Below are 373 nucleotides of genomic sequence, written 5' to 3'. Positions count from 1 at the left end.
ACTTATATTTAATAATTGCTATCTCCTTTATGGGACTGGGAGAATTATGTATTGCTCCATTAGTCCAAGAACAAGCAACTACACTAGCCCCCAAAAACCTTAGAGGAGTAGTGATGGGTATAGTAATGCTGTCATTAGCGTTTTCTAACCTAGCCGGAGTTGCAATATCAAAATTTATGTCAGTTCCTTCAGTAAATGGTAAAATAAATTATTTAGAATCTTTAGAAATATATAAAGAGGGTTTTTTAAAGGTGGGAATATTTAATTTAATGCTCGTTATTGTATTTTTATTCTTCTTCAATTTTATACATAAAGTTGTTACTAACTCATCTTGTACAAAAAATTGATATAGGTAAGCTCAAATTTGTAGGTT

This window comes from Wolbachia endosymbiont of Drosophila incompta (assembly GCF_001758565.1).
GTDB lineage: Bacteria > Pseudomonadota > Alphaproteobacteria > Rickettsiales > Anaplasmataceae > Wolbachia > Wolbachia pipientis.
This window is presented reverse-complemented; position numbering follows the sequence as displayed.